Source organism: Bradyrhizobium sp. AUGA SZCCT0160 (assembly GCF_018130105.1).
Taxonomy (GTDB): domain Bacteria; phylum Pseudomonadota; class Alphaproteobacteria; order Rhizobiales; family Xanthobacteraceae; genus Bradyrhizobium.
Genome location: NZ_JAFCMD010000026.1, coordinates 1 through 25,769, shown reverse-complemented (window position 1 = coordinate 25,769; position 25,769 = coordinate 1). Strand labels below are relative to the sequence as shown.

Annotated in this window: 27 protein-coding genes; 11 read left to right on the top strand and 16 right to left on the bottom strand. The window is 63.6% G+C overall.

The window, feature by feature from the left end; genetic code table 11:
* Positions 1-170: 170 nt before the first annotated feature.
* Positions 171-344, bottom strand: coding sequence for a hypothetical protein (locus tag JQ558_RS31320; RefSeq protein WP_212272865.1), 174 nt, complete (start codon positions 342-344; stop codon positions 171-173).
* A 151-nt stretch (positions 345-495) separates the two neighbouring features.
* On the opposite strand from JQ558_RS31320, the gene JQ558_RS31315 reads away from it, so the two are divergent.
* Positions 496-660 carry a hypothetical protein gene (locus JQ558_RS31315; RefSeq protein ID WP_212296215.1) on the top strand — a complete coding sequence of 55 codons (165 nt, stop codon included), beginning with the start codon at positions 496-498 and terminating at the stop codon, positions 658-660.
* Positions 661-689: 29 nt separating this feature from the next.
* Here JQ558_RS31315 and JQ558_RS31310 read toward each other — a convergent pair whose 3' ends face one another.
* The 7 genes from JQ558_RS31310 to JQ558_RS31280 all read right to left on the bottom strand — a co-directional run bounded on the left by JQ558_RS31310 (position 690) and on the right by JQ558_RS31280 (position 8,243).
* Positions 690-1,769, bottom strand: coding sequence for an ABC transporter ATP-binding protein (locus JQ558_RS31310; RefSeq protein WP_212296214.1), 1,080 nt, complete (start codon positions 1,767-1,769; stop codon positions 690-692).
* Complete coding sequence (locus tag JQ558_RS31305; RefSeq protein WP_212296213.1) at positions 1,766-2,743, bottom strand: ABC transporter ATP-binding protein; 978 nt, start codon at positions 2,741-2,743, stop codon at positions 1,766-1,768. The genes JQ558_RS31310 and JQ558_RS31305 overlap by 4 nt, the downstream gene beginning before the upstream one ends.
* The gene (locus JQ558_RS31300; protein ID WP_212296212.1) at positions 2,743-4,311 is read right to left on the bottom strand and encodes an ABC transporter substrate-binding protein; all 1,569 of its coding nucleotides are present in this window, start codon (positions 4,309-4,311) and stop codon (positions 2,743-2,745) included. The genes JQ558_RS31305 and JQ558_RS31300 overlap by 1 nt, the downstream gene beginning before the upstream one ends.
* Before the next feature lie 19 nt (positions 4,312-4,330).
* Positions 4,331-5,893 (bottom strand): ABC transporter substrate-binding protein, encoded by a 1,563-nt coding sequence (locus JQ558_RS31295; protein ID WP_212272872.1) that lies wholly within the window; start codon positions 5,891-5,893, stop codon positions 4,331-4,333.
* Entirely contained in the window at positions 5,890-6,777 is an 888-nt protein-coding gene (locus JQ558_RS31290) for an ABC transporter permease (protein WP_212208161.1), read from the bottom strand. The genes JQ558_RS31295 and JQ558_RS31290 overlap by 4 nt, the downstream gene beginning before the upstream one ends.
* Positions 6,774-7,712 carry an ABC transporter permease gene (locus tag JQ558_RS31285; RefSeq protein WP_212208160.1) on the bottom strand — a complete coding sequence of 313 codons (939 nt, stop codon included), beginning with the start codon at positions 7,710-7,712 and terminating at the stop codon, positions 6,774-6,776. Before JQ558_RS31285 ends, JQ558_RS31290 begins: the two co-directional genes overlap by 4 nt.
* Positions 7,713-7,991: 279 nt before the next feature.
* On the bottom strand, positions 7,992-8,243 hold the full coding sequence (locus tag JQ558_RS31280; RefSeq protein ID WP_212296211.1) for a hypothetical protein: 252 nt from the start codon (positions 8,241-8,243) through the stop codon (positions 7,992-7,994).
* A gap of 265 nt (positions 8,244-8,508) precedes the next feature.
* Here JQ558_RS31280 and JQ558_RS31275 point away from each other — a divergent pair, with 265 nt between their 5' ends.
* Complete coding sequence (locus JQ558_RS31275) at positions 8,509-9,099, top strand: cysteine hydrolase family protein (protein WP_212208158.1); 591 nt, start codon at positions 8,509-8,511, stop codon at positions 9,097-9,099.
* Between the two features lie 47 nt (positions 9,100-9,146).
* Here JQ558_RS31275 and JQ558_RS31270 read toward each other — a convergent pair whose 3' ends face one another.
* Entirely contained in the window at positions 9,147-9,353 is a 207-nt protein-coding gene (locus JQ558_RS31270) for a hypothetical protein (protein ID WP_212272877.1), read from the bottom strand.
* 344 nt (positions 9,354-9,697) lie between these two features.
* On the opposite strand from JQ558_RS31270, the gene JQ558_RS37980 reads away from it, so the two are divergent.
* The 3 genes from JQ558_RS37980 (at position 9,698) to JQ558_RS31260 (ending at position 12,092) form a co-directional block, all read left to right on the top strand.
* Entirely contained in the window at positions 9,698-9,832 is a 135-nt protein-coding gene (locus JQ558_RS37980; protein WP_283813836.1) for a hypothetical protein, read from the top strand.
* A gap of 229 nt (positions 9,833-10,061) precedes the next feature.
* Complete coding sequence (locus tag JQ558_RS31265; RefSeq protein WP_212296210.1) at positions 10,062-10,967, top strand: dihydrodipicolinate synthase family protein; 906 nt, start codon at positions 10,062-10,064, stop codon at positions 10,965-10,967.
* 156 nt (positions 10,968-11,123) lie between these two features.
* Entirely contained in the window at positions 11,124-12,092 is a 969-nt protein-coding gene (locus JQ558_RS31260; protein WP_212296259.1) for an SDR family oxidoreductase, read from the top strand.
* A 212-nt stretch (positions 12,093-12,304) separates the two neighbouring features.
* Here the strand turns inward: JQ558_RS31260 and JQ558_RS31255 are convergent, their stop codons facing one another.
* Together JQ558_RS31255 and JQ558_RS31250 are read right to left on the bottom strand one after the other, a co-directional pair.
* The gene (locus JQ558_RS31255) at positions 12,305-12,775 is read right to left on the bottom strand and encodes a GcrA family cell cycle regulator (RefSeq protein WP_212296209.1); all 471 of its coding nucleotides are present in this window, start codon (positions 12,773-12,775) and stop codon (positions 12,305-12,307) included.
* A gap of 82 nt (positions 12,776-12,857) precedes the next feature.
* Positions 12,858-13,058, bottom strand: a complete 201-nt coding sequence (locus JQ558_RS31250) for a hypothetical protein (RefSeq protein WP_212208154.1) — start codon at positions 13,056-13,058, stop codon at positions 12,858-12,860.
* Between the two features lie 292 nt (positions 13,059-13,350).
* On the opposite strand from JQ558_RS31250, the gene JQ558_RS31245 reads away from it, so the two are divergent.
* A complete protein-coding gene (locus tag JQ558_RS31245) occupies positions 13,351-13,698 on the top strand; it encodes a GrlR family regulatory protein (RefSeq protein WP_249119698.1) in 348 nt (115 codons plus the stop codon).
* A gap of 18 nt (positions 13,699-13,716) precedes the next feature.
* On the opposite strand, the gene JQ558_RS31240 is transcribed toward JQ558_RS31245, so the two are convergent.
* Positions 13,717-14,658, bottom strand: coding sequence for an acetamidase/formamidase family protein (locus JQ558_RS31240; protein WP_212296208.1), 942 nt, complete (start codon positions 14,656-14,658; stop codon positions 13,717-13,719).
* Between the two features lie 163 nt (positions 14,659-14,821).
* Between JQ558_RS31240 and JQ558_RS31235 the strand changes: the two genes are divergently transcribed.
* From JQ558_RS31235 to JQ558_RS31220, 4 genes are all read left to right on the top strand, one after another.
* Positions 14,822-15,628: a YdcF family protein gene (locus JQ558_RS31235; protein ID WP_212296207.1), complete on the top strand. Its 807-nt coding sequence runs from the start codon at positions 14,822-14,824 to the stop codon at positions 15,626-15,628.
* Between the two features lie 97 nt (positions 15,629-15,725).
* Entirely contained in the window at positions 15,726-16,511 is a 786-nt protein-coding gene (locus tag JQ558_RS31230; RefSeq protein ID WP_212296206.1) for a DUF169 domain-containing protein, read from the top strand.
* 58 nt (positions 16,512-16,569) lie between these two features.
* Positions 16,570-17,748, top strand: coding sequence for a trans-acting enoyl reductase family protein (locus JQ558_RS31225; RefSeq protein WP_212296205.1), 1,179 nt, complete (start codon positions 16,570-16,572; stop codon positions 17,746-17,748).
* Positions 17,749-17,888: 140 nt separating this feature from the next.
* Positions 17,889-18,134, top strand: coding sequence for a hypothetical protein (locus JQ558_RS31220; RefSeq protein WP_212296204.1), 246 nt, complete (start codon positions 17,889-17,891; stop codon positions 18,132-18,134).
* Here the strand turns inward: JQ558_RS31220 and JQ558_RS31215 are convergent.
* The 4 genes from JQ558_RS31215 to JQ558_RS31200 form a co-directional block, all read right to left on the bottom strand.
* Entirely contained in the window at positions 18,106-19,380 is a 1,275-nt protein-coding gene (locus JQ558_RS31215) for an O-antigen ligase (protein WP_212272891.1), read from the bottom strand. The two genes, JQ558_RS31220 and JQ558_RS31215, sit on opposite strands and share 29 nt — an antisense overlap.
* Before the next feature lie 149 nt (positions 19,381-19,529).
* Positions 19,530-21,059 (bottom strand): undecaprenyl-phosphate glucose phosphotransferase, encoded by a 1,530-nt coding sequence (locus JQ558_RS31210; protein ID WP_212296203.1) that lies wholly within the window; start codon positions 21,057-21,059, stop codon positions 19,530-19,532.
* 168 nt (positions 21,060-21,227) lie between these two features.
* On the bottom strand, positions 21,228-22,361 hold the full coding sequence (locus JQ558_RS31205; RefSeq protein WP_212296202.1) for a glycosyltransferase family 4 protein: 1,134 nt from the start codon (positions 22,359-22,361) through the stop codon (positions 21,228-21,230).
* A 2-nt stretch (positions 22,362-22,363) separates the two neighbouring features.
* The gene (locus JQ558_RS31200; protein ID WP_212296201.1) at positions 22,364-22,963 is read right to left on the bottom strand and encodes a polysaccharide biosynthesis/export family protein; all 600 of its coding nucleotides are present in this window, start codon (positions 22,961-22,963) and stop codon (positions 22,364-22,366) included.
* A gap of 217 nt (positions 22,964-23,180) precedes the next feature.
* Between JQ558_RS31200 and JQ558_RS31195 the strand changes: the two genes are divergently transcribed.
* Positions 23,181-25,493, top strand: a complete 2,313-nt coding sequence (locus tag JQ558_RS31195) for an exopolysaccharide transport family protein (protein WP_212296200.1) — start codon at positions 23,181-23,183, stop codon at positions 25,491-25,493.
* Positions 25,494-25,769: the final 276 nt, after the last annotated feature.

Here is a 25,769-nt window from a genome sequence, read left to right as displayed (position 1 = left end):
TCAGGAAGCAAGACGCTTAGGAATTCAAGACGCTTAGGGGCCGGGCCGCTTGACGTTGCGCCAGCTGCCGTTCGCCCGTTGTTCGATCTTAGGTAGTATTACGATCCGCTCTCGTTGGCTTGTCAACCAGTAGCTGGCTCCGGTTCGGTCAATCGCACCGCAACAAGTTCTTACCGAATATTCCCGGCGATGGATTTGAGCGTCTCGTTCTGCGCTTTGAAAATATTGCTAAGGACTTCAAACCAGGACGTGCCGCCAATCACCGCATCCAGTTCGGTCGCGCAAAGTTCGCTGCTCATGGCGGCCCGTTGGTCGACGCTCGGCTGTTTCTGAAATGCGGTCATGATGCGCTCCGGTGACTGGATGATGCCAACCATCCTGACCCCGGTGAGAGGCTCGTGACTGTGATTGATGTCACAGCGACGGCGACGGCCGGGCGGCTAAATCCCCCTTCATCAGCAATCATCCGACTTTGATCGAAAGGGAGCCGTCACCATGAGCACCGTCATCAATCGCGTTGAATCATGCGAGCGGGACCGTCAGGCCGACGCGCTGTCCGATCGCGAACTCGCCAATGTCAGCGGCGGTAAGGGAAAAACCACGCCCAGCCCGTTTGTGTTTATCAAGCATTACGACAAGGCAAGCCCCGTCCTGGCCTGAATTCCGATCCTGCCTGCCACGGATTGCCGTCAGGCCGGCGTTCGCGCGTGCTTGGCCGCTTCAAAGGCGGCCAGCCGTTCGGCGAACTTGCCGTTCGCAGCGCCGGCGCGCGCGACGATGACGGGGGCCTGGATCGTCTCGAAGAAATGACAGGCGACGCGATGGCCGGGCGCGGCCTCGCGCAGCTTGGGCTCCTCGGCCGAGCAGCGTGGCTGGGCGTGCAGGCAGCGCGTGTGGAAGCGGCAGCCGGACGGCGGGTTGAACGGGCTCGGCACGTCGCCCTGCAGCATGACGCGCTTGGTGCGCAGGCTCGGGTCGGGCTTCGGGATCGCCGACAGCAGCGCGTGGGTATAGGGGTGCAACGGCCTCGCGTAGATCGTCTTCTTGTCAGCGATCTCGACCAGCTTGCCGAGATACATCACCGCGACGCGATCGCTGATGTGTTTTACGACCGCCAGATCATGCGCGATGAATAGATAGGACAGACCAAAACGCTGCTGCAAATTCTGCAGCAGGTTGACGATCTGCGCCTGGATCGAGACGTCGAGCGCCGACACCGGCTCGTCGCAGATGATCAGGTCGGGATTGACGGCCAGCGCCCGCGCAATCCCGATGCGCTGGCGTTGCCCGCCGGAAAATTGATGCGGATAGCGCCGTGCATGTTCGGGCAGCAGGCCGACGATATCGAGAAGCTCGCTCACCCGCGTCTCGCGCGAGGCGGGATCGCCGATGTCATGCACCCGCAGCGGTTCGGCCAAAATCTCCCCCACGGTCATGCGCGGATTGAGCGAGGCGTAGGGGTCCTGGAAGATGATCTGCATGTGCCGGCGCAGCCGCCGCAGTTCATCCTTGCCGAGGTCAGCGATTTCCTCGCCCTTGAAGCGGACCGAGCCCGCCGTCGGGTCCATCAGACGCAGCACCAGGCGTCCGGTCGTCGACTTGCCGCAGCCGGACTCGCCGACCAGCGCCAGCGTCTCGCCGCGGCCGATCTCGAAGCTGACGTCCTCGACGGCGCGCACCAGTCCTACTTGCCTGCGCAGGATGATGCCGCGGCTGAGCTGAAAATGCTTCACCAGGCCATCGACCTGCAGCACCGGGACCGCGCTCATGACGCCACCTCGACCGGGGCTTTCCAGCAGGCGACCATGTGACCCGGCGCGAGTTCGCGCAGCGGCGGCGGCGCCTCGCGGCAGCGCCGGTCGGCGAACGGGCAGCGGGGGGCGAAGCGGCAGCCCTTTGGCTGGTTGTTGGGGCTCGGCACCGTGCCTTCGATGGTGGCGAGCCGCGCGCGATCAACGTCAAGGCGCGGGATCGAGCCCAAGAGACCGATCGTGTAGGGGTGCTGCGGATCGGCAAACAGATCGGCGACGTCAGCGCTTTCGACGATCTGTCCGGCGTACATCACCAGCACCTGGTCGGCGACCTCGGCGATCACGCCGAGATCGTGGGTGATGATCAGGATCGCCATGCCGAGCCGGCGCTGCAATTCGCCGAGCAGATCGAGGATCTGGGCCTGGATGGTGACGTCGAGCGCGGTGGTCGGCTCGTCGGCGATCAGAAGCGCCGGTTCGCAGGACAGCGCCATCGCGATCATGACGCGCTGGCGCATGCCGCCCGACAGATTGTGCGGAAAGTCGTCGATGCGCTGCTTCGCCGATGGAATCCGCACCAGTTCCAGCATCTCGATGGCACGCGCTTTCGCGTCCTGCGGCGACAACTGGGTATGGGCGAGTATCGCTTCGACGATCTGCTGGCCGATGGTGTGGACCGGGTTCAGCGAGGTCATCGGCTCCTGGAAGATCATCGACATTTTGCCGCCGCGCAGCCGGCGGCGCTCGTCGGCCGACAACCTCAGCACGTCGCGGTCGCCGAACATAACGGCGTCGGCCTCGACCTTGCCCGGGCTCGCCACCAGGCCCATCACCGAGAGCGACGTCACGCTCTTGCCGCAGCCGGATTCGCCGACCAGGCCAACGGTGCGGCCGCGCGGTACGCTGAAGCTGATGCCGTCGACCGCGCGAAACAGGCCGCGGTCGGTGGCAAAATGGGTCTTCAGGCCGCGGACCTCGAGCAGGTTTTCCATCAGAACGAGTAATCCAGGCCTTTGTAGAACGTGTTCTGGTAGAGCATGTGCGGCCGCACGCCCTTCAGTTTCTTCTGGCTCGTCGTGTACATCGCGATGTTCATCACCGGCATCCACAGATGCTCCTCGGTGACCCGCTGCTGGGCCAGCGCGTAATATTTGGAGCGATCGGCCTCGGTCAGCGACGCGCGGCCCATCTTCAGATACTCGTCGGTCTTGGGGTCGTTCCAGTTCATCCGGTTCGGCGCCGGCATGTTCTTCGAATCGAAGTAGAAGTTCAGGAGGTCGCCTGCCGATATGTAGGGGAACGTCACCGTCCACAATTCATAGTCCTGCTTGGCCATCTCGGCCGGCGCGATCGTGGAGTCGAAGCCGACGATCTTCCAGTCGATGCCGATCTTGCGCATGTAGCCCTGGATCGCCTCGGAGACGCGGCCGAAATAGGCGACCTGCGTGAACAGCACCTTCGGCGCGAGCTTGACGCCGTCCTTCTCGCGGATGCCGTCGGCGCCGACCTTCCAGCCGGCTTCGTCCAGCAGCTTTTTGGCACGCTCGACGTCTTCCTTGATGATGCCCTTGGTGGACGCGGCGAAGTCGAGCGCCTTGTCGTCGATGAAGGTGTAGGCCGGCTCGGCATTGCCGAGCATGATGCCTTTGACAATATCGGCGCGGTTGATCGCGATGTTCATCGCCTCGCGCACCCGCTTGTCTGATACCATCGGCCGCGTGGTCTTGTAGCCGTAATACATCAGCTGGAAGTTCGGCTGCGCCTCCTGCACGTTGAGGGTGGGCGCGGCCTTGACCTGCTGGATGAACTGTAGGGGGATCTGATGGCTGACGTCGAACTGTCCGCCCAGCATCGCGGCGACGCGGCTGGAATCCTCCGGCACGATCTTGATGCTGAGTTTTTCGAATTTGACCGGGCCCTTGTTCTGGTACATCGACGGGCCCCATTTGTAGGCGTCGTGGCGCTTGAGCACGATCTCGGTGCGCGGCTGCCAGCTCTCGAAGCACCACGGACCGGTGCCGTCGATCGCCTTGATGCCGTAATCCTTGCCGAGCGCCTCGACGCTCTCCTGGTTGTGGATCGCGGTGGTGAACATCGTGAGCTGGAGCAGCAAGTCGGCGAACGGCTCATTCAGTTCGTATTCGACGGTGTAGGGATCGGGGGCGCGCAACTCCTTGATGTTGCCGGCGCGCCAGGCCAGCGGCGCTTTCAGTTCGGTACTGGTCAGGCGCTTGAAGGAATAGATCACGTCGGCGGCGGTGAACTTCTTGCCGCTGCAGAATTGCACGTCATCGCGCAGCTTGAAGACGTAGGTCTTGCCGTCCTCGCTGATCGTCCACGATTTGGCGAGATAGGGGATCGGCGTCTTGCCGTCCCAGTCCATCGCGACCAGCGTATCCTGAATCATGTTGACGATGTCGGAGGAGGGCGACCAGGTGGTGCGCTGGCCGTCATAATGCGGCGCATCGAGCGACTTCATCATCTTCAGGGTCTGCGCCTCCAGCGGGGAGGCTCCCGCCACTCCGAGCAGCACCGCAACCGTCATGAACAATCCGCGCATCGTCGTTTGCTCCTGTTTGTTATAGCGACGCGTCCAACCCCTTGTAGAACGTGTTCTGGTAGATCATGTGCGGCCGCGCGCCCTTGATCTTCTTGTTGGCGACCTGGTCCATGTTGATGTTGAGGACCGGAATCCACAAATGCTCCTGCATGACCTTCTGCTGCACCATCGCGTAATATTTGGCGCGATCGGGCTCGGTCAGCGCCGAGCGGCCGAGTTTCAGCCACTCGTCGGTCTCAGCGTCCTTCCAGTTCATTCGGTTGGGCGTCGGGATGTTTCGTGAATCGAAGTAGATGTTCATGAGGTCGCCGGCCGACAGATACGGCACCGTCACCGACCAGATTTCGTAATCCTGCTCGGCCATCTTGGCCGCCGCGATGGTCGAGTCCTGCGGGTTGAGCCGCCAGTCGACGCCGATCTTGCGCAAATAGCCCTGGATTGCGTCGGCGACCTTGGCCGAGTTGGCGTTCGCGGTGTAATAGACTTTCGGCGCCAGCTTGGTGCCGTCCTTTTCGCGCACGCCGTCGGCGCCGACTTTCCATCCCGCGTCGTCGAGCAATTTCTTGGCGCGTTCGAGGTCTTCCTTGACGATTCCGGCCGTCTTCGGATCGTGGTCGAGCGCATCCTTGTCGACGATGGTGAAGGCCGCCGTGGCGTTACCGAGCAGGATGCCCTTGGCGATCTCGGCGCGGTTGATGGCGATGCTCATGGCCTCGCGCACGCGCTTGTCGGCAACCATGGGGCGGGTGGTCTTGAAGCCGAAATAGAGCAGCTGGAAATTGGGCTTCGCCTCGCTCACGTTGAGCATCGGAGCGGCCCGGGCCTGGGTGATGAACTGGTGCGGAAACTGGTGGGTGATGTCGAACTGGCCGGCCATCATCGCCGCAACCCGGCTGGATTCTTCGGGCACGATCTTGACCACCAGCTTCTCGAATTTCACCGGGCCCTTGTTCTGGTACATCGACGGGCCCCATTTGTAGGCGGCGTGGCGCTTCAGCACGATCTCGGTGCGCGGTTGCCATGAATCGAAACACCACGGCCCGGTGCCGTCGGCGCCCTTGATGCCGTAGTCCTTGCCCAGCGCCTCGACGCTTTCCTTGTTGTGGATCACGTTGGTGAACATGGTGAGCTGCAACAGCAGCTCGGAGTAGGGCTCCTCGAGTTCGTATTCGACGGTGTAGGGATCAGGCGCGCGCAGTTCCTTGATGCTGCCGGCGCGCCAGGCGTACGGGCCCTTGATCGCGGGATCCTTCAGCCGCTTGAAGCTGTAGATCACGTCCTCGGCGGTGAATTTCTTGCCGCTGCAGAACGAGACGTCGTCGCGCAGCTTGAACGTATAGGTCAGGCCGTCCTCGCTGATGGTCCAGGACTTGGCGAGATAGGGGATCGGCGTGCGGCCGTCCCAGTCGAGCGCCACCAGCGTGTCCTGGAACATGTTGACGATGTCTGAGGTCGGACCCCAGGTGGTGCGCTGCGCGTCGTAATGCGGCGCGTCGATGCCCTTCATCAATGTCAGCGTCTGCCCCGATGCGGAGCCGGCGAGCGCAATTGCCAATGCTACACCCAGAACGGTTCTGATCATGTCTGCAGCCTCGGATCGAGGACGTCGCGGAACGCGTCGCCCAGAAGGTTGGCCGCCAGCACGATCACGAAGATCGCGCAGCTTGGGATCGTCGCGATGTGCGGCGCCATGAACAGGAAGTCGCGGCCCTGGGCCGCCATCATGCCGAGTTCGGCGGTCGGCGGTTGCGCGCCCATGCCGAGGAAGCCGAGCGCCGAGCCGATCAGGATGATCTGGCCGAAGCGCAAGGTGAGGAACACGAAGATCGTCGAGATGCAGTTGAGCGTGAGATAGCGCCAGATCAGTGCGCCGTCGGTGACGCCGACCGCGCGGCCGGCTTCCATGAATTCCTGGCCCATGACGCCGACCGCGGCCCCGCGCGCCACCCGCGCCACGTCGGGCACGGTGGCGACGACCAGCGCGATCACTACGGCGGTGAGGCCGGCGCCGAAGATCGCGGCGACCGCGAGCCCGATCAGGATGGCGGGGAACGCCAGCATGACGTCGACCAGCCGCATGATCCAGCCGTCGAGCCGCTTGTAGTAGGCGGCGAGAATGCCGAGCACGCCGCCGAACAGGCCGCCGATGATGACGCCGACCAGCCCGAGCATCAACGTGGCGCGGGTGCCGAAGATGACGCGGCTCAATACGTCGCGGCCGGTGTTGTCGGTGCCGAACCAGTGCTCGGCGCCCGGCGGCTGCATCACCTTGGTAAGGTCGGTGAAGTAGGGGTCGTAGGGCGCGATCCAGGGCGCGAAAACCGCCGCGGTGACGATGGTGGTCAGCGTCAACGCCGCACCGGCCGCGACCCGGTCGCGCGCGAGGCGCCGTAGCAGGCCGGCACGGGCGAATGCGCCGGTTTCGGGCTCGGCGACAAAGACGGGTTCGAGGGCCTGAACGCTCATCGGCGCGCCACCCTGGGATCGAGATAGACGTAGAGCACGTCGACGATGAGGTTGATCGACAGGAAGGCGATGGCGAGGATCATGATCGCGCCCTGCGCGGTCGGAAAATCGCTGGAGACGATGGCGCCGACCGCAAGCCGGCCGACGCCGGGCCAGGAAAACATCGTCTCGGTGACGACAGCGCCGCCGAGCAGGAAGGCCGCCTGCAGCCCGATCAGGGTGACGACCGGGATCATGGCGTTGCGCAGCGCGTGATGGACGATCACCACGGTCTCGCGCAGCCCCTTGGCGCGCGCCGTGCGCACGAAATCGGCGCCCAGCACTTCAAGTACGGCGGTGCGCGTCAGCCGCGCGATCGGTCCGATCAGCACGAGGCCGAGCGTGGTGGCGGGCAGGATCAGGCTCGGCAATCCGCCGTCCCAGATCGGCCCGGTGCGGCCGGTGAACGGCAACAACGCCCATTTGAAGCCGACATACTGGATCAGGATCAGGCCGATGAAGAACACCGGCATCGAAACGCCGGCCACCGAGCAGGCCATGATGATGCGGTCGGCGAGCCGGCCACGATTGACGGCGGCCAGGGTTCCGAACGCAAGCCCGCTCGGCACCGCGATCAGCATCGCGCCGAGCATCAGTTCGACCGTCGGACCGATCGTCATCGCGAGTTCCTCGCTCACCATCCGGTTCGAGATGATCGAGCGGCCGAGATCGCCGCGCAGAACCCGCATGATGTATTCGAAGAACTGCACCGGGATCGAGCGGTCGAGGCCAAGCTCGAGCCTGATCGCCGCGATGGTCTCGGCCTTGGCGTCGGGACCGGCGATGATCATCGCCGGATCAGCCGGCACCACCTGCAACAGACAAAAACAGAGGAAGAGAACCCCGAGCAATGCGGGGAACGAAATCAGCAGACGATGGACAATCTGTTGTCCCATGCGGCGCCAACGGACCGTTAGGCCAACGGACGGCGCGCCCGCTTGCGCAGACGCTTGCAGCGCGTCCGCTTACGCGAACGCTTTGCAGTCCCCTCCCTGGCAGCGGCGCTTCGTCCGACGTGCGCGCGCTTTGATTATTCGACGATACTGGCATGCACCGCGCGCGCCGTCACGCCCATTTTGCCGAACCGTTTCCGCCTGCGCTCCCTTGTCGCGTACGGGCGTAATGCCTTGTCGCGGAATATGCGAGCGGCGATCGCTATGCGGATGTCGCCGCAATCAGCGCGTGGTCTCGCCAACGTCGCGCTGATCGGCGGGTTTTTCATGATTGATTGCGACGAAGGGCAGCTGTCGCGTTGCCCTTGAAGGCCGTCCAATCCGCGCATCGTAGCTTTCTGCGAGCGCCAGCAGTCGTTTTTTCGTGAAGGGATCGGCCTTGTCCGCAATCGCGCGGACGCGCCGGGACTGCTCCTTGAAATACGCGTCGTTCATAAGGCACCAAAAATTAATAAATCCAATGGGCGCAAACATACTACGGACGCGCCGGCGCCGTCGCCCCGAGTTTTCGTATGGTTAAGCGCGCCAGGGCGTCGTTGTCGCATGGCACGAACGTGTCATCGATCTGATGACGGCATTCATGCTGCTCTTCACGGGGCGGCGCAGGTCAATTGAGGTCTTGTGCTTCCGCCAACAGCTTTACGGAGGCACGGATGGGGTCCATCGCCGATCCGCAGGAACTTTTCAACAGAGTTTCGGTTGCCGCCTCAGCGAGAGACAAGGAGGAGGCCATTTTGCGATGATCCCGTTGAAGGACACGGTGCATCTTTGCGTCGATATGCAACGTATTTTCAGCAAGGGCGGCGTCTGGGAGACGCCGTGGATGGAGCGGGTGTTGCCGGTTGTGACCGAAATCGCGGCGCGGTACAGCGAGCGCACCATTTTTACCCGCTTCATCACGCCGCAAAGCTGGGAGCAGCGGCCGGGACAATGGCAACGATATTATCAGCGCTGGAAGGCCGCGACCCGGGAGCATCTGCAGCCCGATCAGCTTGAACTTGTCCCCGAACTCGCACGCTTCGTGCCGCCGGCGCACGTCATCGACAAGCGGGCCTATTCGGCGTTTTACCTTTCAGGGCTGGACGTCTTTCTGCAAGAGAAGGGCGTGCGGTGCGTGGTCGTCACCGGAGCCGAGACCGACGTGTGCGTTCTTTCCACGGTGCTTGCCGCCGTCGACCGCGGCTTTCGAGTCGTGATTGTCGAGGATGCGCTCTGCAGTTCTTCCGACACCGGCCACGAGGCGCAGATGACGATGTACCGCACCCGCATGCAGGAGCAGATCGAGCTCATCAACTCGAGCGAGCTTGCGGCTATTTGGAGCGATCACTAGTTCACGCGTTGCGCCTGGCCGTGTCCGAGCCAGCTTCACGCCGCAAGCTAGCCTGCGTTCTCCGCGCCGGTCGCCGTTTCGGTGCCTGGCGCCGACACGCGGACCTCGTGGCCCTGTCGAAGTGCCAGCGATGCGGCGGCCACGGCGGCCTCGAAAGCCGATTCCTTGGTCTGGTAGACATTCTCGGCATGTCCGTCATGCCGCACCCGCCATTCGCCGGCTGTGCCGATGATTTCGTAGTTCGCTAATCCCATGGAAGCCTCCTTTGCAAAGACAATGTTGGGCTTCCAATCCGGTTCCTGATGAGAGCGACCGCTGGCAAGCTGCGTCCGGTGTACCCGGCCGGTAAATGGCCCCGGCGCGGGAGGAACGCGGGGCCGCCAACCGGAGTTTTCTTCCGGAGGGCCTTGGGGGCTGGGACCGGAAGCAGCGATTCGACTCTCGGAAGTTGCGAAAGTTCCTGGTGGCCCGCTGCAAATCACGCGCTGATTGTTGTGGTCTGGCTGTCACCTGGGGAACAGCGCGGCCGGCGCCGATCCGTCATTGTCCCGGTCATGCCGATGCAATGTTGCACCGGGACAGCAACAGGAGAAGCACCATGGAACGCAGGACTGACAAGCCGGTCGAACTGACGACGCAGCAGCTGGATATCGTGACCGGCGGCAGGCTGGGCACCGGCCCCACGCACCTTCCGCCCCGCAACCCCTTCGGTCCGCCGAAGCCGCCCCGCTAAGCGAGCAAATAGCCCCGGCATGACTTGCCGGGGTTTTCGTGCAAAGATTCAGATGCTTGCTCCGCTCGAACTTGGAGCCGCGCCTTCCGTTATGACGCCGCTACGACCCAGCCCACTGATGTCTCAACTGGATTGCCCCTACGGCAGCGGTTAGGCTTCACCCGCCGATCGATAAGCTCAGCCAAGGAGCGGGGTCGGATTTGGGAAACGGAAACGCAAGGGGTCGATCATGAAAATACGCCCGACAGGCGTGATACCGCCGATGACAACGCCGTTTCGCAAAGACGGCGAGATTGATTTCAAGCAGGTCGCCCCGCAAGTCGACTGGCTGATCGGCGCCGGCAGCCATGGCATGGCGGCGGGCGGTTCGACCGGCGAGGGGCATACGCTCGATCATGAAGAGTATCGCGACCTGGTGGCGGCAACGGTGGAGGCCGCCAGGGGCCGCGCGCCCGTGATCGCGGGCATCATCGTCGACTCCACGCGCGACGCGATCCGGCGCGGCAAACTGGTGCGCGACATGGATGTCGCGGCGCTGCAGGTGACGCCGGTGCATTATCTGTTCAAGCCGGACAATCAGGCGATGGTCGATCATTTCCGCCGGATGGCCGACGAGACCGGCATGCCGATCATCATCTACAATGTGGTGCCGTGGTCGTATCTGTCGCCCGCACTGCTGACGCGGATCATGAACGAGGTGCCGCTGGTGGTCGGCGTCAAGCAGAGCGCCGGCGATCTGAAACTGTTCGCCGATCTCATGATGATGGCGCCGGATAAATTGATCTACAGCGCAGTCGACGCGCTGATGTATCCGTCCTACGCGCTTGGCGCGCATGGTTCGATCGCCGCGATCCTCTCGGCCGCGCCGCATGCCTCCGTGGAGCTCTGGGATGCGGTCAAGGCCGGCGATCACGTCCGCGCGCTCGATCTGCACAAGAAACTGCTGACGCTGTGGAACGCGGTTGTCTCGGACAATCTGCCGGCCTGCACGCGCTACGCGCAGTCGCTGCAGGGACTGCCGAAGACGTTTTCGCGCGCGCCGATGCCGGAAGCGTCAGCGACGCAACAGGCCGCGATCAAGAAAGCGCTGGAGGGGTTGGGTGCGGCCGGCCAGCGCGTCGAGGCGGCGGAGTAGGGCAGATACTCAACGGATCGTCATGCCCGCGCTTGTCCCGGGCATCCACGTCTATACGGTCTAACAGCAAGCAAGACGTGGATGGCCGGGACAAGCCCGGCCATGACCATCTATATTTTCATTGGTAATGAAAAAGAAAAAAGGATCAACATCTCCATGAAGGAATTCGCCGGAAAGATCGCCGTCATCACCGGAGGCGGCACGGGCATGGGCCGCGAGCTGGCGCGGCAGCTCGTCGCCGAGGGCTGCAATGTCGCGATGTGCGACGTCTCCGCCGAGGCGATGGCCGAGACCAGGCAGCTGTGTGAAGCCGAGAAGCTGCCGCAGGGCCTGCGCATCACGACGCATATCGCCGACGTCGCGATCGAGGACCAGCTCAAGCGGTTTCGCGATGAGCTGATCGAGCAACAGGCGACCGACAAGATCCATCTCTTGTTCAACAATGCCGGCATCGGCGGTGGCGGCAGCCTGTTCACCAACGCGCGCGAGCAATGGGAACGCACCTTCAACATCTGCTGGGGCGGCGTCTATCTTGGCGTCCGCACTTTCATGCCGTTGCTGCTGAAGGCCGATGAGGGCCACATCATCAATACGTCCAGCGTCAACGGTTTCTGGGCGTCGGTCGGCCCTGGTGTGTCGCACACCGCCTACGCTGCCGCCAAGTTCGCGGTGAAGGGATTTTCCGAGGCGCTGATGACGGACCTGCGGCTCAACGCGCCGCATATCAAGTGCTCGGTCGTGATGCCCGGCCACATCGGCACCTCGATCGTGGCCAACTCGCGCAAGATCCAGAGCGGCAGCGAGTCCGAGCGCCTGACCGATGTGGAAATCGGCGTGACCCGGGAGCGGTTGAAGGGCATGGGCACCGACACCTCTGCCATGTCGGATGAGGACATCCAGCAACTCGCGCTCGACCGCGCGCGATCGTTTCATGATGATGCGCCGACCACGGCGGCGGCCGCCGCGAAAATCATTCTCGACGGCGTCAAGGCCGGTTCTTGGCGCATCCTGGTCGGCGACGATGCCCACAAGCTCGACGAGCGCGTGCGCAAGACGCCGGAGGAGGCGTATACCCTCGATTTCTACCAGAGCTATCGGGATGAGGTTGGCTGGAAGCTGGCGTAGCACTTGATGAAGTTAAATGCTCAGGTCTGGCGGCAGACTCGCTGCACCTCTCCCGCTTGCGGGGGAGGTCGACGCGCGAAGCGCGGCGGGTGGGGGCTCTCTCAACGAGTCGTATCGCGGATAGACCCTCACCCCAGCCCTCCCCCGCAAGTGCGGGAGAGGGAGCGCAGCTACGTCGCGGATGCAATTCGCTTTAGCCAGGCAGAGGCAAATCACGCCCGCGCCACTCGCTGGCGCGAGCCGGGCTTGTAGGCGAGGCGGGTGTGGCCGGCGCAGTAGGGCATACCCTTGAGCGGCGTGTTGCCGCAAAAGCAGAAGTCTTCCGCGCCGGGCGTGCTGATCGGCCAGCGGCAGCGCTCATGGCTGAGTTCGAGCAGTGAGCAGGGCCGCTCGCTGGCGATCGGCGCGTCGGGCGCCGGTTGCCCGTTCTGGTAGACCACTTGCAGCATCCGGTACTGCGCGCGGGGAGCGGATTTCGGGCTGCGTTCCCTGGTGGCCCCCTGCAAATGCTGTTCGATATTGGTCGGGCCGCGGGTCAAACCGAGCCGTGTCAGTTTGCCAATCACGGCGTTGCGGCTGACGCCGATGTGAGCGGCGATCTCGCGGCAGGAGAGGCCGGATTCGAAATGTTGCTTGAGGAGTTCGACGCGCTCGGTGGTCCAGGTCGGTATGTTGGCGAACATGCTGCGGTCCCAAATTCTTTGAGGAACCGCCGCGCTCCCTGAGCTTTCCGTCGTGCGTCTTCCAGTCAGGCAAATCCTGCCGTCAGGAGGGCCTGCCATTGTCACGGATCGACAGCAGCCCGTCCTTGATGGCGAGCCGGATGCCTTCCTCGATCAGGGTCTTCGCAACGCCGGGAACGCTAGTGCCGTGGGTGCCCTGTCTCACCAGTTTTTCGAGATAGCTGATGGTCGAGATCGCCAACGTCACGGGAATGCGGTCGGTTTCGGCTTTTTCTGTAGCCATGCAAGAACGCTAACTTTTAAACGCTGTACTGAAAAGTATCTATTTAGATTCTATTAAGTTTCGTGGGGATAAGTCAATTGCCGCCTGCGTCGCACTCTATCTCATTGTAACGGCGTCGAAAAAGTCGACTGCTGCCACACAGGCTCTGACGTTGGACAGCGCTGCGCGACCATCGGGCAGAGCTGACGGCGCCAACGCAGCCGCGGCGAAACGATCCAGTTCCTCAACCCATTTCCCGATTGCTCAGGTGGTCTGCACGGTCGATGCTGCTTCGCAGAGGGACAATCCTGCGATGACGATGACCAACGGTCTCTACTCGATCCTGACCGAGATGATGGAGGGCGGGCATGGCCATGCCAGCGGCGTCATCGTGCTGCTGGACGGCAGGATCGCCGGCGGCGACTCGCATTTCTATTATACGGGCTCCTACACCGCCGATCGCGGCAAATGGCGCGGCGAACTGACCACGAACCAGCACACCAAATCGGCCGGCGTGCTGCCGCTGTTTGGCGGGCGCGAGGTGACCACCGGCTTCAGCGGCAGCTATGCCGCCGATCGCGCGGAAGTGCAGGGCGCGGCGCTGGTTGGAAAGACCAGCGTCAGGATTCGTTCCACGTTGGAGCTGCTTTCGCCACTGTGACGGCGCACCGCGCTGAAATCAGCCGTGCACGACGCTCTTTGCGATCATGCAATGGATACCCTTGGAGCCGTTGACCGTCTGCGTCACGCGCAGGTCGGCGGCGAGGCTGCAGAGCGTGTAGGCGTCCTCGCGCGACAGATTGCGCTTCTCGCCGAGCAGCACGATCATGTCGCGCAGCGCGCGCACCACGCATTGGTCGAGGTCGGGGTCCATCGCCATCGTCATGTAATGATCAGGCGTTTCCGCGCGCGGATATTCCAGCCGCAAATCCTTGCGCAGCGTCAGGCGGAAGCGGCCCTGCAGCGCGGTTTCGATCGCGGTGACGCAGACTTCGCCGTCGCCTTGCACGCCGTGGCCATCGCCGCAGGAAAACAGCGCGCCGGGCACGAACACCGGCAGATAGAGTTTGGCGCCGGCGCCCAACTCCTTATTGTCGAGATTGCCGCCCATCGCGCGCGGGATCAGCGAGGTGATGCGGCCCCAGGCCGGCGGCGGCGCCACGCCCATCACGCCGAAGAACGGCTTTAATGGCAGGTCGAGCCCCCACGGCATCCGGCCAACCATCCGCTCGCGGTCGAGCGGAATGTTGAGCAGGCGCGTCTCGTGGAAATCGTCGGGCAGGGTGCCTGACAGCGGCTTGATCAGGTTGTAGCCCCAGTCCTGCCGGAGCTGGACGTCGAGAATGTCGACCTCCAGCACGTCACCGGGCGCGGCGCCTTCAACCGCGATCGGGCCGGTCAGGATATGGCCCGGCACCATCCGCTCGTTCTGGGCGTGCACGTCGGCAAGCTCCGGCGGCACATGAAATTTGCTGCGGTCCGGGACCACGTCGGGGCCGCCGGTGATGGTATCGACCGTGACCTCATCGCCACTGGCGATGGTCAGGACCGGCTTCAATTTCGCTTCGAAAAAGCCCCAGTGGCAGGTTTTGGGGCTGGAATGCAGGTGATGATGGGTCATGGGGGACCTTCTTGTCGGTGTTGTCTTGTCCTGTTGGCTCCTATTTGTCATTGCCGGGCTTGACCCGGCAATCCATCATTTTCGCATAACGCTTTTTGCGAAGAAGATGGATACGCGGGTCAAGCCCGCGTATGACGGACTAGAAATTCCAAGAGGCTTCCCCTTGTTTTTTGTTCTCTCCAAAACGCTCGGCTACATGCTGATGCCGACGAATTTCCTGATCGGCGTCGGTTTCGTTGGCGCCATCCTGCTGCTGACGCGTTTTGCATCGCTCGGCCGCAAGCTCGTGATGGCGGCGGTGCTGCTGCTGGTGATCTGCGGATTGTCGCCGCTCGGAAACCTGTTGCTCTATCCGCTGGAGCAGCGCTTTCCGCGATGGGAGGCCGGAGCGGGTGCGCCGCCGGACGGCATCGTCGTCCTCGGCGCATCGATCGACGCTGATCTATCGGCTGCGCGTGGCACGCCGGTGGTGCGCGGCGCGCCCGACCGTATCATCGCGGCGGCGGCGTTGGCGCATCGCTATCCGAATGCGCGCATCGTCTTCACCGGCGGCAGTGCCAATCTGATTTCGAACGACGCGCGCGAAGCCGATTTCGCCGGCGCCGTTTTTGAAAGCCTTGGCATCGCCAAATCACGTCTGATCATGGAACGGGCGTCGCGCAACACGGTGGAGAACGCCCAGTTCTCGAAAGCGCTGGTGGCGCCAAAGGACGGCGAGCGCTGGTTGCTGGTGACCTCGGCCTTTCACATGCCGCGATCGGTCGGTCTGTTCCGAAAGGCCGGATTTGCGGTCGAGGCCTATCCGGTCGATTGGCGGGTCGGTGGCCGCGGCGATCTCATGAAGTTCTCGATCGCCATTCTTGATGGCCTCGGACGCACCGAAACCGCGGTGCGCGAATGGATGGGACTGGTTGCGTACCGGGCCACCGGCAAGATCGACGATTTGCTGCCGGGACCTGCGCCGAAGTAGAGGTCGCAACAGCGGACCGGCCGGGCTAGAATTGACGCCAACAACATGCGCAACGGGTGACGCCAAGGGGCGCACCGACAATTTGGGAGTTTACGCCATGCAACAGCAAACGCCGCCGGAAGCGTTCGATTTGAACGGCATGGCTGCCGATCTCATCGGCCTGTTGCGGCTCAGGACCACCGTGATCGGCATCAAGATGTTCGCGACCGTCGAGGAGATGGCGGCGATCCCGAAAATTCGGCGCCCGTCCGCGGTCCACACCACCGACCAGATCGTCAGCATGGCTTCAAGGCTCGGCTGGACCGTCGGCATCACCGGCGAAGACCTCGTCGGCGCGCAATGCCGCGCCGTGATTGGCCTCGCACAAAGGGATGAAAAATTCCTTGAAGGCAAAAACTATGTCGGCGTCTGGCACGGCACCGAGGAGGACGCGCGCAAGCGCCAGGAAGCGCTCGACGTCGTGCCGTATGGCCAGTACCAGGCGATGGCGGTGAGCCCGCTCACCAGTGGCCGGCTCAATCCGCCGGACATCTGTCTGGTGTATGCGACCCCAGGCCAGATGATCATCCTGATCAACGGGCTGCAATATACCGGCTACAAGAAGTTCGAATGGGGCGTGGTTGGCGAGACCGCCTGCGCGGATTCCTGGGGGCGGGCGCTCAAGACCGGCGAGCCGAGCCTGTCGCTGCCGTGCTTTGCCGAACGGCGCTATGGCGGCGTGCCTGACGAAGAGATGCTGATGGCGCTGCAGCCGGCGCATCTCGCCAAGGCCATTGTCGGCATGAAGCAACTGGCGAAAAACGGCCTGCGCTATCCGATCGCACCCTATGGCATCCAGGCCGACGTCCGCGCCGGCATGGGCGTTTCCTACGCGAAAAAATAGCGCTAGAAGCGGCCCGAACAGGCTGCTTCGGGCAGCAATGCACCTCAGGGATTCAAATATGTCTTCGTCGAAATTCGACATCGTTGTCTACGGCGCCACCGGCTTCACCGGCCAACTCGTCGCCGAATATCTCGCTGCGCATTATAAGGGCGACAGCAACCTGAAATGGGCGATGGCCGGGCGCAGCAAGGACAAGCTCGCCACGGTGCGCGATGCGATCGGCGCGCCCTCGGATACGCCGTTGATCGTGGCTGACGCGTCTGATGCCGCATCGCTGAAGGCGATGGTGAATCAGACGAAATCGGTCATCACGACGGTTGGACCGTATCTGCTGTACGGCAACGAATTGGTAGCGGCATGCGCGGCCTCGGGTACGGACTACTTCGATCTGTGCGGCGAGACGCCATGGATGCGGCGCATCATCGATGCGCATCAGGCCGACGCAGAGCGCAGCGGGGCGCGGATCATGTTTTCCTGCGGCTATGATTCCCTGCCATTTGAACTCGGCGTGTTCTGCGCGCAGGAAGCCGCAAAGAAAGCGTTCGGGGCGCCGGTCTCCCGGGTCAAGGGTCGCATCCGCACGATGAAGGGGACCTTCTCGGGCGGGACGGCGGCCAGCAGCAAATCGCTGTTTGAGGCTGCGGCAAAAGATCAAGGCATTCTGGCATTGATGCGCGATCCGTTCGCGCTGACGCCGGGCTTTCAGGGACCGAAGCAGCCGCCCGGCAACAGGCCAATGCTGGATGAGGATTTGCAGGCCTGGGTAACGCCGTTCTTCATGGCGAACATCAACACCCGCAACGTGCATCGTTCGAACATGCTGCTGGGCTTCCCCTATGGCCGGGATTTTGTTTACGACGAGATGCAGGTCGCCGGCCCCGGCGCGGAGGGCGAGGCGTTGGCCAAAAGCATCCAGGCGGCCAACAACAAGATAGCGCTATCCGCTGTCCCGAAGCCGGGCGAGGGGCCGTCGAAAGAGGAACGCGAAAGCGGCTCTTACGATCTGCTGTTTGTCGCCGTCGCGCCCGACGGCCGGCAGGCCCGCGCGTCGGTCAAGGGCGACCGCGATCCCGGCTATGGCTCGACGTCGAAGATGATTTCGGAATGTGCAATCTGTCTGCTGCGAGATACACCTGAGGTGCCCGCCGGCATCTGGACGCCAGGGGCGGCGATGCAGCACAAGCTGATCAAGCGGCTCGAGGACCACGCCGGCCTGACGTTCGCCGTGGAGAAGTAGGTTCTTCTTACCTCGCCCCGCTTGCGGGGAGAGGTCGCCCGGCGAAGCGTAGCGCGTGCCGCGACCGCTACGCCGCGCGGGGATCGTATCTGTACATCCAGTCCATGCCCTTGGATGTGACCGGCAGCAGCAGTTTCAGCATGCGGTCACTGATCCAGGCTCCGGTCGGGCTGAACTCGCGCTTGCTGTTGCCGTTGCGGCGCGCCAGCGCCACGATCGTTTCGGCGCGCGGACGGCGCTCGGCCTCGAAATTCCTACTGCAGCAGCTGCTGCGCTTCGTGAGCCAGGCCTATACATCGGTGCTGGGAGCGACGGAGGCGCTGAAGGGGCTGATCGACGCGCCGAAACAGAAGGCGCTCAAGAAGCCGGCGCGGGCGCGGCGTTGAAGGCTTGACCGGCGCGGGCCTTGTAGTGCTCGGCGGCGACGAACATGCCCCACATCAGCCCCAGCATCATCCAGAAGTGCCGCCAATGATCGGTGTCGATGATAAAACTCTCGCCGACGGTGCCGAGATAGGCGGCGAAGACGGCCAGATAGGCGCGCTGCCAGGGCGCGCGGACGAAGATGTAACGGAATCCGTTCAGCGCGGTGACGAACACCAGCGCGGGATAGCAGACGCCGGAGAGCCAGCCGCCCGACATGAACGCGTTCAAATAGGAATTGTGGGTGTCCTCGGGAAAGTAGCGGGTGAACTGCAGCGGACCGATTCCGAACGGCAGATCGAGCGCCATGTTGGCGCCGAGGATGTAGCGGCCGAACCGGCCGAAGCGGCCCGAGTCATAGCTTTGATCGAAACTGGCGCGCTGCTTGAACATTTGCGCGATCGAGTCGAACGACAGCAGCACCGCCACCAGCGCCGCCGCGAGGATCGCAGCGACAAGCGCGATCATGATGATGCGCGAGCGCTGCGCCTGCGACCGGCTGGTCAGCACCATCAGCGCCAGCATGAACATCGAGGTCAGGATCAGCCCGCCCCAGGCCGCGCGTGAAAACGCCAGCAGGATCGCCAGCGACATGATGCCGAAGGCGACGGTGTTGCGCAGCGACTTTCCGAGTTTGTCCGAAACTACGCTTTGCAGGCAGAACAGCGCCGGCAGGATCAGGAACGCGCCGAGCACGTTGGGGTCCTTGAAGGTGCCGCGGGCGCGATCGTACAGCGTCAAGAGGTCGCGTCCGCCCGGGACGAGGTTGAAATAACCGGCAATGCCGAGGCTCGCCGCGATCATCGCGCCGACGACGAGGCCGCGCCTGAGCATGTCGAGCCGGGCCGCGGTATCTTCCGCCACCACCATCGCGAACAGCATCACGGTGATGGCCATGTACCAGGACGTCGCGATCCACATGCTGACATTGGGCCGGTCGATCACGGCGGTGGCGCTGATCGTGTAGCCGGTGTTGAGCAGGAACAGCGCCAGCAGCAGCGGAATGAACACCAGCCGCATCCGCAGACCGCCGGTGGCAAAGAAGATCAGCGACGCCAGCAGCGTTGCGATCTCATAGGGGCTGGGCTCGATGAAGACGATGGCTCCGGAGGCGCCGACCAGCCACACCATCGCGCGCTGCACCGCGAGCACGCCCGGCGCGGCCGTCAACGATGGAAGAGAGCCCTCGGCTGTCGCCGCATACGCCATTCGATACTCACGCACACACTAAACGCTACATTACGGCAACAACCGCGACTTCCGTCATTGCGAGCGAAGCGAAGCAATCCATCTAACCCCATGCCGCGCTATGGATTGCTTCGCTGCGCTCGCAATGACGGCTGATAAATCCCGCCAACTCAATACGCGTTCTCGTTCTTCGTCATCAGCGCCAGCGGCGTCCTGAGCAGAATGAAGAGGTCGAACAGCACCGACCAGTTCTCGATGTAATAGAGGTCGAACTCGACGCGCTTCTGGATCTTCTCGTCGGTGTCGACTTCGCCGCGCCAGCCGTTGATCTGCGCCCAGCCGGTGATCCCGGGCTTGACGCGGTGGCGCGCGAAATAGCCGTCGACGGCCTCGTCGAACAACCGGCTCTGCAATTTGCCCTGCACGGCGTGCGGGCGCGGGCCGACCAGCGACAAATTGCTCTTGAACACGACGTTGAACAGTTGCGGCAGTTCATCGAGGCTGGTCTTGCGGATGAAGCGCCCGACGCGGGTGACGCGGGCATCGTTCTTGGTAACGACCTTGGAGGCGGTGGGATCGGCAAGATGGTGGAACATCGAGCGGAACTTGAAGACGTCGATGCGCTCATTGTTGAAGCCGAAGCGCTTCTGGCGGAAGATCACCGGCCCCGGGCTGTCCAGCTTGATCGCGAGCGCGACCAGCCCCATCACCGGCAGCGCCAGCATCAGAATCAGGAAGCCGACGACGTGGTCGAACAGCCACTTCATCACGAGATCCCAGTCGGTGATCGGCGCCTCGAACACGTCGAGCGTCGGCACCTCGCCGAGGTAGGAATAGGAGCGGGGACGGAAGCGCAGCTTGTTGGTGTGCGCCGAAAGACGGATGTCGACCGGCAGCACCCACAGCTTCTTCAGCATTTCCAGGATGCGCGTCTCGGCCGAGATCGGCAGCGCGAACAGCACGAGGTCGACGCGGGTGCGGCGGGCGAATTCGACGATGTCGTCGACCTTGCCGAGCTTCGGGCTGCCGGCGCAGGTTTCCAGCGCGCGGCTGTCGTTGCGGTCGTCGAACACGCCGAGCACGTCAATATCCGAATCGTGCTGGGTCTTGAGCGCCTCGACCAGCTGTTCGCCGTTCTGGTCCGAGCCCACCACGATGGTGCGGCGGTCGAGCCGGCCCTGCCGCGCCCAGCTGCGCACCAGCGTGCGGAGGAAGGCGCGTTCGATCAGCAGGGCCACAAGGCCGACGAAGAAGAACGATGCGAGCCAGATCCGCGAAATCTCGCTGCCGAGCTTGACCAGGAAGGAGGCGCCGATGAACAGCAGGAACACGAAGGCCCAGGACGAAATCATCCTCGTCATCTGCCGCAGCTGGCCGCGGAACACCTGGACTTCGTAGATGTCGGCGGCCTGGAAGCAGATCACGGCGGTCGCCGTCATGCCGATGATCGCCGCGACATATTCCCAATGGAAACCCTTGAGGCGCACGACATAGGCGAAATAGAGCGCAAGGCCGATCAGGCTGAGCATGACGAAATCGACCAGGCGCACCGCACCCGCGATCACGATCGGCGAATAGGCGCGGCTGACTTTCTGGTTGGTGACGGCAAGGGCTGCCGGCGAGAGCCGGCGGCGCCGTTCGATCGGCGGGCGTTCACCGGTAGCGGTCGCCGCGGCCGTTGCTGCGGCGGCGTCTAACATCGAGCGAGCGTTAAGCGGTTCCACTGGTCCAAGTCCGATTCCAAGTCCGATTCCAAGTCCGATTCCGTTCTTAAGCCGGCACATAGGGATGCGCCTGCCGATGCGGAATTCCCTGCCATCCGGCTTAAGGGACAAATCGGAAGAAACAGTTACGTTGGTAAAGAACGGTTAACGATTGGCAAACGCGTCGCGATAGCCGGTCGATACGCCCTCGACCATCGCCTTCTGCGAGAAGTGCTGGAAAATCCGCTCGCGCAGGGATTTGGCCCGCTCCAGCGTCGCCGCCGGATTCTCCAGCGCAGTCTCGATCGCGTCCGCCATCGCCGCTGCATTGCTGGGGGCGAACAACGCCTCGGTGTGGGCGCCGAAAATCTCCGGAATGCCGCCGACATTGGCGGCCACCATCGGAATTCCCGCCGCCGCGGCCTCGATCACGACATAGGGCATGGAATCGCCGCGCGAGGGAACCACCAGCAGCGAGCCCTTGGAGAAGCCGTAGCGCGCCTTGACGTGGCCGATGAAGCGGATGGCCTCGCCGAGGCCGAGCCGCTGCACCTGGGCCTTCAAGGCAGCGCTTTCCTCGCCGTCGCCGGCGAGCGTCAGCGTCACCGGCCGGCCGTCGGCGCGCAGCCGGGCCACCGCGTCGATCAGGAGGTCGGCGCCCTTGATGTGCCGGAACTCGCCGACATAGAGCACATCGGTGGCGTCCGCGGCCTTGACGACCGGGTCGAATTCATTGGCGGTGACGCCGTTGAACACGCAGCGCACCAGCCCCTTCGGGGTGCCGATGGTGCGCTGATAGGTGTTACGCGCAAACGCGCTTTCGAACAGGAACAGGTCCGTCGAGTCCATCAGCGCGCGCTCGAGGCGGGCATAGAAGTTGCCCTTGAGCGTCGACAGCGGGTAATGCAGTGACCCGCCATGCGGCGTATAGACCCGGATCGTATCCCTGGCGGCGATTCCGGCGCGTATGAACACACCGGCCTTGGCGCCATGGCCGTGCAATACATCCGGCTTCAACTGCCGGACCAGGCGCAGGAAGCCCACCCATGCCAGGGTGTCGCTGGGGCGCGGTTCGCGGTGGATAGCGACGCGATGGACGCCGAGCTTGAGGCGGGGGGCGATTTCCGCCAGCGCCTGCTCGGCGCGCTCGCCACCGGTGAGGCTGTCGGCGATGATGCCGACGTGATGGCCTTTATCGGCCTGGCCGTTGGCGAGATCCAGGATATGGCGAAAAATGCCGCCCACCGGGGCGCGCGTCGCGTGCAGGATACGAAGGGGCTGACCGTCGACGACAGGCATAATCAGAACCAGCGTTCGCCAACGAGCACCGTATCGCCCGGGCTGATGGACGTTCCCGGCGGCACCACGTAGCGCGCTGTTCCGGACCCGTCGGTGTGCGTGACCGTCACCCGGTCGCGCAGCGCGCGCGGCGAGAAGCCGCCGGCGATGGCAACGGCGCTTTCCACGGTCATGTTCGGTACATAAGGATATTGTCCGGGCGCCGCCACTTCGCCGAGGATGAAGAACGGCCGATAGGCCTCGACCTCGACGGCGACCGAGGGCTCGCGGATGAAACCGCGGCGCAGCCTGGCGCCGATGTCGGCGGCCAGGCCAGCGGGCGTGCTGCCGCGCGCCGGGACCGAACCGATCAGCGGCATCGTGATCGAGCCGCTGGCATCGATCGCATAGGTGTTGGTGAGACCTTCCTGGCCGTAGACCACGACGCGGAGCTTGTCGCCAGTATCCAGATGATAGGCCGCGTCGAAGCGCGGCGGCGCCGGTTCGGCATAGGCGACCGCCATCGGGGCAGGGCCCACGGCAACCGGCGTAGTCCGACCCATGCAGCCCGCAAGCGCCAGCGCAGCAACCAGACATGGGATCGGGGCGAGCGCGCCTCGCATGGGGGAGAATCCTGAAAAAGTATCCGCCCGATTAAGGGCGTTCATGGTTAACAAAACATGACCGCAGCCCTGCGGGGCGGTCATTGCCGCCCGCAAATCGCGCGGATTAACCCAGCGGCAACCTTAATGGAGTGTAATCGCCGGGGTTGAGACAGGGTCGTGGCGTTTTCGAGCGAAAACGCGTCACGATTTTATGTGGCGTCCGCGGGAGTGTGCGATGCGTTTTGCGTTTTGGCGTACGGGCCGGATCAAGGCCGTGTTGGAGCGGGCGCTTCCAAAGCCCGCACCGGCCGTCACTGAGGCCGTCGCCACAGAGCCCGTCGTCGTCAAATCTGTCGTCACCAAGCCTGCCGTTGCGAAGCAGGTTGCCGCGCCCGAATCCGGCGATCTCGACCTCCACGCGCTGGGTCAGGCCCTGATCCGCAAGCGCGCCTGGATCATCGTCCCGACGGTGCTGGCGCTGGTGCTGTCGATCGCCGCCGTCAACATGGTCACCCCGCGCTATAAATCCGAAGCCCGCATCCTGGTCGATGGCCGCGAGAACGTGTTCCTGCGGCCGAACGGCGAGCGCAATGAAGAGCGCAACACGGTCGACGCCGAGGCGGTGACGAGCCAGGTGCAGCTGCTGTTGTCGCGCGATCTGGCGCGCGAAATCATCAAGAAGAACAAATTGGCCGAGCGCCCGGAATTCGATCCGGTGCTGCAGGGCTTTTCTCCGCTGAAGTCGCTGCTGGCGCTGTTCGGTATAGGACGCGATCCGCTGTCGCTGACGCCGGAAGAGCGCGTACTGGACGCCTATTTCGAGCGCTACACGGCGTATGCGGTGGACAAGTCGCGCGTCATCGTCATCGAATTCCAGTCGCGCGATCCGGAGCTGGCCGCGCGCGTCGCCAATTCGATCGCGGAAGGGTATCTGGCGTTGCAGCAGGGCGCGCGCCAGGACCAGGCGAAATCCGCCAGCGGCTGGCTGTCGGGCGGTATAGAGGATCTGCGCAAGAAGGTCGCGGAAGCCGAGCAGCGCGCGGAAGATTTCCGCTCGAAGTCGAGCCTGTTCATCGGCACCAACAACACCTCGCTGTCCAACCAGCAGATGGGCGAGATCAACACCCAGCTCAACAACGCCCGCGCGCTGAAATCGGACGCCGAGTCCAAGGCGCGCATGATCAAGGACATGCTTCAGAGCGGCAAGCCGATCGAGGCTTCCGAGGTCCTCAATTCCGAATTGATCCGCCGGCTGTCCGAACAGCGGGTGACGCTGCGCGCGCAGCTCGCCGAACAGTCGTCAACGCTGCTCGACGGTCACCCCCGCATCAAGGAATTGAAGGCGCAGCTCGGCGATCTCGATCGGCAGCTGCGCGAGGAGGCGAGCAAGATCTCGCGCTCGCTGGAGAATGACGCGCGCCTCGCCAGCGGCCGGGTCGATAGCCTGAGAAACGAACTTGAGCTGGTCAAGAAGCAGGCGTCCGCGTCCAACGGCCAGGACGTGCAGCTGCGCGCGCTGGAGCGCGAAGCCAAGGCGCAGCGCGATCTCTTGGAATCCTATCTGGCAAAGTACCGCGAAGCCGCCGCCCGCGAAAACATCGACGCCGCGCCGGCGGATGGCCGGATCATCTCGCGCGCCACCGTTTCCAATACGCCGGCCTATCCGAAGAAGCTCCCGATCGTGCTGATCGCGACGCTGGCAACCTTGCTGCTGACCTCAGGCGCGATCGTGACCGGCGAGCTGCTGCGCATGACCGCGCCGCGCGCGGCCGCTGCAGCCGTGCCCGCTGCTGTGACTTCAGCCGCAGAACCGGCTCGCGTCTCCGCGCCTCCGACTGCACCGCATTTCGAGCCCCATGATGATTTCGGACCGGAACCTGAACATCCCGTGACGGACGACTCAAAGCCTGCCTTCAGCGAGCCTCGTGCCGAGCTTGCGGCAGGAATCGAAGAAATCGAGCAACTGGCCGACCGGCTCGGCCAGGCGGGTGAGGCGGCGCGCAAGGTAACGGTTCTCGGCACCGCGTCGAGCGAAGGCATCACGCTGACCGCGTTGACGCTGGCGCGCCTGATGGCGCGGCAGGCCAAGATCGTGGTGGTCGATCTGACCGCGGCTTCGCCGGCGATGACGGCGGTCTCGGTCGATCCGGCGGCCCCCGGGCTCGCCGAACTGATGCAGGGTGAAGCAACCTTTGCGCAGATCATCACCAAGGACCGGCTGTCGCGCGTCCATCTCGTCAGCGCCGGATGCCCGGGCTTTGATCGCTCGCAGCTGCAGTCGCCGCGGCTGACGCTCGCGATCGACGCGCTGCTGCGGGTCTACGACCATGTGTTGCTCGATGCCGGCTCGGCCTCCGACCTGCCGGCGGAACTACTGACCGCGCATGCCCGCGCGGTCGTAGTCCCTGACGCCTCGATGGATTCGGACGCCCGCAGCATCATGTGCGATCAGCTCAGGGCGGTCGGCTTCGCCGACGTCACGATGCTGCGCAAGCCGTGCCAGCCGTCGGATGTGGCCGAACGCAGCCCGCGCGTGGTGGCGGCGTAGGGGCGATAAAGGTTCAAGCATGTAGGATGGGTAGAGCGAAGCGAAACCCATCATCTCTCCGCAATCGCAATTGATGGGTTTCGCTTCGCTCTACCCATCCTACGGGCGGGCTGCGGCGCCTCGCGCGCACGCGTAATCTTGCGGCCAGCATGCGACAAAGTAACACGACGGGCAAATCACTTCCGATTGTCAGAAATTATGTCAAGCCCCGAAATAAAAAATATTTCGCTTTCGCCGTCGGGCAAATCATCTCTACGAGTTTGCGTTATCCCGTCC

Coding starts and splice junctions, on each gene's coding strand:
- JQ558_RS31280 (WP_212296211.1), bottom strand. CDS start 8,243: ATGTTTGCGCCCATTGGATTTATTAATTTTTGGTGCCTTATGAACGAC.
- JQ558_RS31250 (WP_212208154.1), bottom strand. CDS start 13,058: ATGGCTACAGAAAAAGCCGAAACCGACCGCATTCCCGTGACGTTGGCG.
- JQ558_RS31195 (WP_212296200.1), top strand. CDS start 23,181: ATGCGTTTTGCGTTTTGGCGTACGGGCCGGATCAAGGCCGTGTTGGAG.
- JQ558_RS31315 (WP_212296215.1), top strand. CDS start 496: ATGAGCACCGTCATCAATCGCGTTGAATCATGCGAGCGGGACCGTCAG.
- JQ558_RS31275 (WP_212208158.1), top strand. CDS start 8,509: ATGATCCCGTTGAAGGACACGGTGCATCTTTGCGTCGATATGCAACGT.
- JQ558_RS31230 (WP_212296206.1), top strand. CDS start 15,726: ATGCAACAGCAAACGCCGCCGGAAGCGTTCGATTTGAACGGCATGGCT.
- JQ558_RS31205 (WP_212296202.1), bottom strand. CDS start 22,361: ATGCCTGTCGTCGACGGTCAGCCCCTTCGTATCCTGCACGCGACGCGC.
- JQ558_RS31295 (WP_212272872.1), bottom strand. CDS start 5,893: ATGATCAGAACCGTTCTGGGTGTAGCATTGGCAATTGCGCTCGCCGGC.
- JQ558_RS31310 (WP_212296214.1), bottom strand. CDS start 1,769: ATGAGCGCGGTCCCGGTGCTGCAGGTCGATGGCCTGGTGAAGCATTTT.
- JQ558_RS31290 (WP_212208161.1), bottom strand. CDS start 6,777: ATGAGCGTTCAGGCCCTCGAACCCGTCTTTGTCGCCGAGCCCGAAACC.
- JQ558_RS31320 (WP_212272865.1), bottom strand. CDS start 344: ATGACCGCATTTCAGAAACAGCCGAGCGTCGACCAACGGGCCGCCATG.
- JQ558_RS31225 (WP_212296205.1), top strand. CDS start 16,570: ATGTCTTCGTCGAAATTCGACATCGTTGTCTACGGCGCCACCGGCTTC.
- JQ558_RS31220 (WP_212296204.1), top strand. CDS start 17,889: ATGCGGTCACTGATCCAGGCTCCGGTCGGGCTGAACTCGCGCTTGCTG.
- JQ558_RS31245 (WP_249119698.1), top strand. CDS start 13,351: ATGACGATGACCAACGGTCTCTACTCGATCCTGACCGAGATGATGGAG.
- JQ558_RS31300 (WP_212296212.1), bottom strand. CDS start 4,311: ATGCGCGGATTGTTCATGACGGTTGCGGTGCTGCTCGGAGTGGCGGGA.
- JQ558_RS31255 (WP_212296209.1), bottom strand. CDS start 12,775: ATGTTCGCCAACATACCGACCTGGACCACCGAGCGCGTCGAACTCCTC.
- JQ558_RS31270 (WP_212272877.1), bottom strand. CDS start 9,353: ATGGGATTAGCGAACTACGAAATCATCGGCACAGCCGGCGAATGGCGG.
- JQ558_RS31240 (WP_212296208.1), bottom strand. CDS start 14,658: ATGACCCATCATCACCTGCATTCCAGCCCCAAAACCTGCCACTGGGGC.
- JQ558_RS31210 (WP_212296203.1), bottom strand. CDS start 21,059: ATGTTAGACGCCGCCGCAGCAACGGCCGCGGCGACCGCTACCGGTGAA.
- JQ558_RS31265 (WP_212296210.1), top strand. CDS start 10,062: ATGAAAATACGCCCGACAGGCGTGATACCGCCGATGACAACGCCGTTT.
- JQ558_RS31285 (WP_212208160.1), bottom strand. CDS start 7,712: ATGGGACAACAGATTGTCCATCGTCTGCTGATTTCGTTCCCCGCATTG.
- JQ558_RS31215 (WP_212272891.1), bottom strand. CDS start 19,380: ATGGCGTATGCGGCGACAGCCGAGGGCTCTCTTCCATCGTTGACGGCC.
- JQ558_RS31305 (WP_212296213.1), bottom strand. CDS start 2,743: ATGGAAAACCTGCTCGAGGTCCGCGGCCTGAAGACCCATTTTGCCACC.
- JQ558_RS37980 (WP_283813836.1), top strand. CDS start 9,698: ATGGAACGCAGGACTGACAAGCCGGTCGAACTGACGACGCAGCAGCTG.
- JQ558_RS31260 (WP_212296259.1), top strand. CDS start 11,124: ATGAAGGAATTCGCCGGAAAGATCGCCGTCATCACCGGAGGCGGCACG.
- JQ558_RS31200 (WP_212296201.1), bottom strand. CDS start 22,963: ATGCGAGGCGCGCTCGCCCCGATCCCATGTCTGGTTGCTGCGCTGGCG.